This window comes from Fodinibius sp., assembly GCF_041642155.1.
Taxonomy (GTDB): domain Bacteria; phylum Bacteroidota; class Rhodothermia; order Balneolales; family Balneolaceae; genus Fodinibius.
Genome location: NZ_JBEPWZ010000206.1, coordinates 1 through 5,405 on the forward strand (window position 1 = coordinate 1; position 5,405 = coordinate 5,405).

Annotated in this window: 4 protein-coding genes; all 4 read right to left on the reverse strand. The window is 50.6% G+C overall.

Going from position 1 to position 5,405, the window contains the following annotated elements; genetic code table 11:
* Positions 1 to 295 precede the first annotated feature (295 nt).
* Positions 296 to 469, reverse strand: coding sequence for a hypothetical protein (locus ACESLU_RS11085; protein ID WP_372638712.1), 174 nt, complete (start codon positions 467 to 469; stop codon positions 296 to 298).
* A gap of 157 nt (positions 470 to 626) precedes the next feature.
* On the reverse strand, positions 627 to 2,825 hold the full coding sequence (locus ACESLU_RS11090) for a bifunctional rhamnulose-1-phosphate aldolase/short-chain dehydrogenase (RefSeq protein WP_372638715.1): 2,199 nt from the start codon (positions 2,823 to 2,825) through the stop codon (positions 627 to 629).
* A 240-nt stretch (positions 2,826 to 3,065) separates the two neighbouring features.
* Positions 3,066 to 4,460 carry a cytosine permease gene (locus ACESLU_RS11095; protein ID WP_372638713.1) on the reverse strand — a complete coding sequence of 465 codons (1,395 nt, stop codon included), beginning with the start codon at positions 4,458 to 4,460 and terminating at the stop codon, positions 3,066 to 3,068.
* Between the two features lie 750 nt (positions 4,461 to 5,210).
* The coding region (locus ACESLU_RS11100) for an L-rhamnose mutarotase (RefSeq protein ID WP_372638714.1) at positions 5,211 to 5,405 on the reverse strand (195 nt) is incomplete at its 5' end.

The following is a 5,405-nucleotide window of genomic DNA, read 5'->3' on the forward strand; positions in this document are numbered from 1 at the left end:
GTATTCGTTACATCCTTATTTTTATTTATTAGAGAACGCTGTTAAACCGTTCGTTTGGTCAATTTCTGTATTTTTACGCAGTCAATATCCTCACATATGCCTTCATATGCTACGTTTTTAACTGCGTTCAGGCTTTGATGCTGTCCAAAATTCCTGGTTTTTCAAAGTGCTATATTATGCGAACTGACGGAACGAATCAATTCTCCTGTGCACCTTCTCCCCAGGAGGGACTCGCTGTTCAATATATGGCCACAATCACCGGCCGTTAGCTGTGTAAACCTGCAGCTGCGGACTTCTATAGCTTCTGTTCCTTCATCCAGAACGGGCTGGTCGCAAACCAGAGTATCATGCCGAAGATCATATAAAGCTTGTGATCCTCCATGGAAAGATACTGCAGGAATACCAGAATAGACGGTACCACCGTCAATCCCAGCCCGAAGAAAGATACTATTTTAAGCGTGACATTCATGTGACGATCCGTATGCCTGGTTTTCCTGCGCGCCGGGCAGCATGTCGACACCGTGCAGGGTCAAGCGTGGTAATCAGCATAGGCCTCATTCTGCTTACCACGCACGACGTTAAGCTTTCAACTATTTACTATCTACTTTTTACTTTCCACTGATCTGTTATCTTAAAAAAGCTTCTTTGAGTCCGCCGTCAACCGGGAGAATATGTCCCGTCGTGTTCTCGTATCTCGAACTGATGAGCGAGTAGATCGCCTCCGTCTGCTGATCCAGCGTGATGGGCTGCTTGGTTAGCGTGCGGCTGGCATAAAAATCAGCCAGTTTTTCACGCAGCGACTCGGTGCTTTCCTCCTCATCGAAATCAAGGCCGTATTTGGTCAGCGAGGCGATTACCCGGTCGCGCGGGAACATGCTGCTGCCTTCCACCACGGTGGCCGGCGCAACGCCGTTTACACGCACCCGGGGAGCCAGTTCAATCGCAAGTTCACGGATCAGGTGATTGGCCGCCGACTTACTGGTGTCGTAGGCCATGCTTCCCGCTTTCGGGACGACGGCGTTGGCGCTGGTGGTGATAACCATGCTCCCGTCGAGGTTCTGGGCCTTCCATATGTCAGCCACTTCATCCGCCACAATATAATTGCCTTTCACGTTTACGGCAAAGCTGTTATCCCATGCCACATCGTTCACATCGCCATTCTGATCGGGCGTCGGGTACAAGCCGGCCGTCACGGCCACATTATCAAGTCCCCCGTACGCTATCGTAATATCATGCAGGGCCTGCTGAACCGACTGTCGGTCCGTAATATCGCATCCCAGCCCGATGATATCCCCGGATCCGCTGATATCGGAGCCTGCCACGCCAATGCCCATGCCGATCTCGCCGAGCACGTCCTCAGCCGTTGCTTTGGCAGTTTCTTCATTCAGATCAAGTGCAGCCACCGTCCCCCCTTCCTCAATCAGGCGAGAGACCAGGGCTTTGCCAATGCCGCTCCCGGCCCCGATTACGGCGATCACCTGTCGGGACAACTCGCTTTCCGGCGGCATGCGCTGCAGCTTGGCTTCTTCGAGCGCCCAGTACTCGATATCGTAGGCTTCCTGCTTGGGCAGGGCCGTATAATTTGCCACCGATTCGGCTCCCCGCATCACGCCGATGGCCGCAGTATAGAACTCGGCAGTCACCCGCGATTCGCTTTTGTTTTTACCCCAGGCAATCATACCCAGTCCGGGTATAAGGATCACCGTCGGGTTCGGATCGCGCATATCCGGGGAATCTTCATCGCGATGACTGTTATAGTATTCCGCATAGTCCTCGCGATATTGTTGGAGTCCTGCGGTGACGGCCCCCTTAAGATCCTCCATCGAATCCCTCTGCGGGTCCCACTCCACATACAACGGCTTGATCTTGGTTCTCAAAAAGTGATCGGGACAGGAGGTGCCCAATTCGGCAAGCCGCGGCGCATCTTCGGCGTTAATAAACTGGAGCGTCACCTCATCATCCTGCACCGTACCGATAAACTGGTTCTCCTGACTCACCTGTCCCCGCAAAAACGGCAGGATCTCCGCCAGGACCTCCCGGCGTTCTTCCTTCTCCAGTGATTCATACCGGGGTCCCCCAAAGGAATCGCTTCCCCGTTCATGTTCATTGAGATAGTCGGCCGCCTTGTTGATCAGTTCGATGCTGGTTTCGTAGCACTCTTTTTCATCGTCCGCCCAGTTAATCAGGCCGTGTCCCCCGAGGATAATACCCCGGATGCCGGGATTCTCCTCGATGACTTCCTGGAGCTTCAGTCCCAGTTCAAAACCGGGACGCATCCAGTCTACCCATTCCACTTCATCGCCATAGACCTCCCGCATAAGTTCGGGCCCGTTATCCGCCGTAGCGATGGCTATGACCGGAACCGGGTGCGTGTGATCCACATATTTATACGGGATAAAGCTGTGCAGGGGCGTATCAATAGAAGGCGCCCGCGGGTTCAGGTTAAACGTACAGTGCGGATACATCTCTGTCATGGAATCTTCGGCCGGGGTCTTAAGTCCCGTCTCTTCCATGCTGTGATAGATGTCCTGTAGCTTCAGCAGCTTTTGCTGGTACAAAGAGGCAAAGTTGGGCTTGGTGGCGGTGCGCAGGTCGCCGCCCGATCCTTTCACCCAGAGCACTTCCGCTTCTTCTCCGCTGATGGGATCTTCCTCCATTACCTTGCTGGAGGTATTGCCACCCCCCGTGTTGTTGATATAGGAGTCGCTTCCCAACAGGTTGGAACGATATACCAGGCTGGCCAGCGGGTCTTTGCCCTCCGCTTCCCGGTCGTCCCATTTGCTTTCTACGCGTCGAAAATATTTTTGTGTGGTACTTGTTTCCATATTCATATCCTTATGCTTGTGATGTGTAGTTGCCTTATTCTGGTTAAGTTCTTTGTATTGTTTTAAAAAAAATATATGGTATTATTGTTAAAGTTTGCCATTAAACTACCTCGAGGCAGAGCCATAGGGTATTCATCCTATTTTGCTCCGCAAAACGTTACTTATCATTTCCGATCCAAAGAATCGGGGAATCAGACCATCTAACCATTAATCCAGAGTGCTTTCCATAAACAGGTCCCCTTACGCCGGTACAGGCTGCAGTTTTTTCTGGTAAAGGATACTGATTCCGACGTACAGTAGGGCTGCGATAAACCAGCCGGGCAGCCCCAGGAAGAAAATTTCAATTCCCATGTACAGGTAGATAAACAGGCACAGCAGGAGCGTCACAAACCAGGTCAATCCCGCCGCCCAATTGAAATCCAGTCCCGTTATTTCTGCCAGGTTGCTCCTCATACTAAATATGGGAAAAATCATGACATCCAAAAATATGACCGCTCCCATCGGCATCAATATTAGCCCGTACAGCGCTACAAAATCCAACAGTTTCATGACCAGCGCTGGAAAACAAGCAAAGATAGTCGTAACCAGACCGGTAAACAATGTCACCTTCCAGCGCTTCCAATCCGGCGTAACCGACTGAAACGCCAGTCCCGCCCGGTAGATCGTCGGGTTGGCTGTGGTCCATCCTGCGATGACCACGCAAACAGCCCCTGCGATACCCGCGCTGTTATAGGCAATAATGCCCGGTGCGATAGCTCCCGCCGCGGCCGCCGTTAAAATTCCTGATGCCATCCAGGCTATAAAATGGCCGAAGAACATGCCCGTAGCCGACGAAAATCCATACTGCCATTTTTCTGCAAAGCGCAGAATGGACATGTCCGACATCCCGATGTGCATCGCCATATTGGCAAACCACGCAAAAAACATCACATGCCAGAAAGTAAATTTGCTTTGTCCCTCTGCCGGAATGCCGGTCCATATACCTTCTTTAGCCACGGGCCAAAAATCGGAAACCGAGGTAACGCCGAGCTGCGGAAGAACGGCCAGTGCGGCTGCAATAAACACCAGGATCATCCAGGGAAACGAGATATTGGCAAACCGCGCCACATAGTCATATCCCAATATGGCTACGATGGTTATGACCAGTCCCACTACAAAAACCGTGATGATCCATCCCAAACTGGTAGGCAGCCAGTCGCCCAGCGCCGGCATGGCGATGCCAAACGGCAAGCCCACCGCCGTCGCGGACACGGCAATCATGGATCCCGCCAGGAAGCAAAACATCAGGGCATTGACAATATTGTATATAAGCGCAAGTTTTGACCCACATATCTTCCGGAGCTGCCAGTATAGTGTTAATTTGGTCTTTACCGCAACCGGAGCACATAAGAAAGCCCAGCTCAGTACGGCCAGGATATTCCCCAAAATCAGCCCCCAGATCAAATCCACCGCAGCCACACCGTGGGCCACAAACAGAGGGCCGATAACAAATTCCGTGCCGGCCGTATGCTCGCCGGCGTACATGCCGAGAAATCCCTTCCAGCCTTTCAGCTTGCTTTCCGGCACGGGCTCGCGCTCATACTCATCGATAGCGTCGAGACGGGTATCCAACCGCTGCAAAAAACCTTCAGCCATTCTTATTTAATCTTCCAGCAAATTCCTATTTCTATTGATAAAAATACTTTTCCAAATAATTTATCCGGTCACTTCACCCGCTCCTCACACTATAAAAATTGCTCATCAGCCAGGTGAGCCACAAAAATGTGTGAAATAAACCTCCCTGCTTTGAATCCGATACTCAGCCGGGTAGATTCAACGCGGAGGAACTCATCGTACAGCTGTGACTCTGTGAAGGTTCTGCTGCTGTTCTATAATATAACTATAACTCACAGCAACTTAGAAGCTTTTGGCTATCTCAAATTTTAATTGGTGAAAAATACAGGTTAATCTCTTGTCTTCATCTTAAAAGAGACAGCGATCTGTTTGATCTACTATTCTTTTTTTTGTTTTTATTTTACTACGTAGTGAACCTGAATCCCCCTCGCCGGCAATCGGGACGGGCTCTTGTTGTTAGCAGTATAAGTGTAAGTCGATTTACGTTACTCATCATTACCGAGTGGATTTCATTGAGGTGTCGATCGGACCCTAACTTCTGTATATCCGTTTTCCGGCTTAAAACCGGCTATCCAAAACGCCCGGTCAACCGGGGACAGCCACCGTAGTGGCCGGACCAGGTTCGCCGTTACCTCCCAATAGAACAGCGGACAACCCTGCGACCCCAATTCCACGTCTCGCTTTAATGGGAAGAAAAAGCTGCTTTAATAAATATGATAAAGTCATGACATTCGGGATGAAAGATACGGGTAAGCCAAATATTTTTAATAATCAATCCATATGAAAGACCTCCTGCAAAGGTGTTGCAACCGGCGAATGATCCGGGTTGGTTTCCATGATATCCTTCATGTACTCCCACCATTTTCGTACAACCGCATTCGAGGCGACCTCCTTGTCGTCATAGCTATCCTCCCGTTTCTGGACCGCAAACAACGTGAGGGTTTCCTCGTCTAAAAAAATCAAGTA

Excerpts from the sequence above, each read along its gene's own strand:
- ACESLU_RS11085 (WP_372638712.1), bottom strand. The coding sequence starts at position 469 with ATGAATGTCACGCTTAAAATAGTATCTTTCTTCGGGCTGGGATTGACG.
- ACESLU_RS11090 (WP_372638715.1), bottom strand. The coding sequence starts at position 2,825 with ATGGAAACAAGTACCACACAAAAATATTTTCGACGCGTAGAAAGCAAA.
- ACESLU_RS11095 (WP_372638713.1), bottom strand. The coding sequence starts at position 4,460 with ATGGCTGAAGGTTTTTTGCAGCGGTTGGATACCCGTCTCGACGCTATC.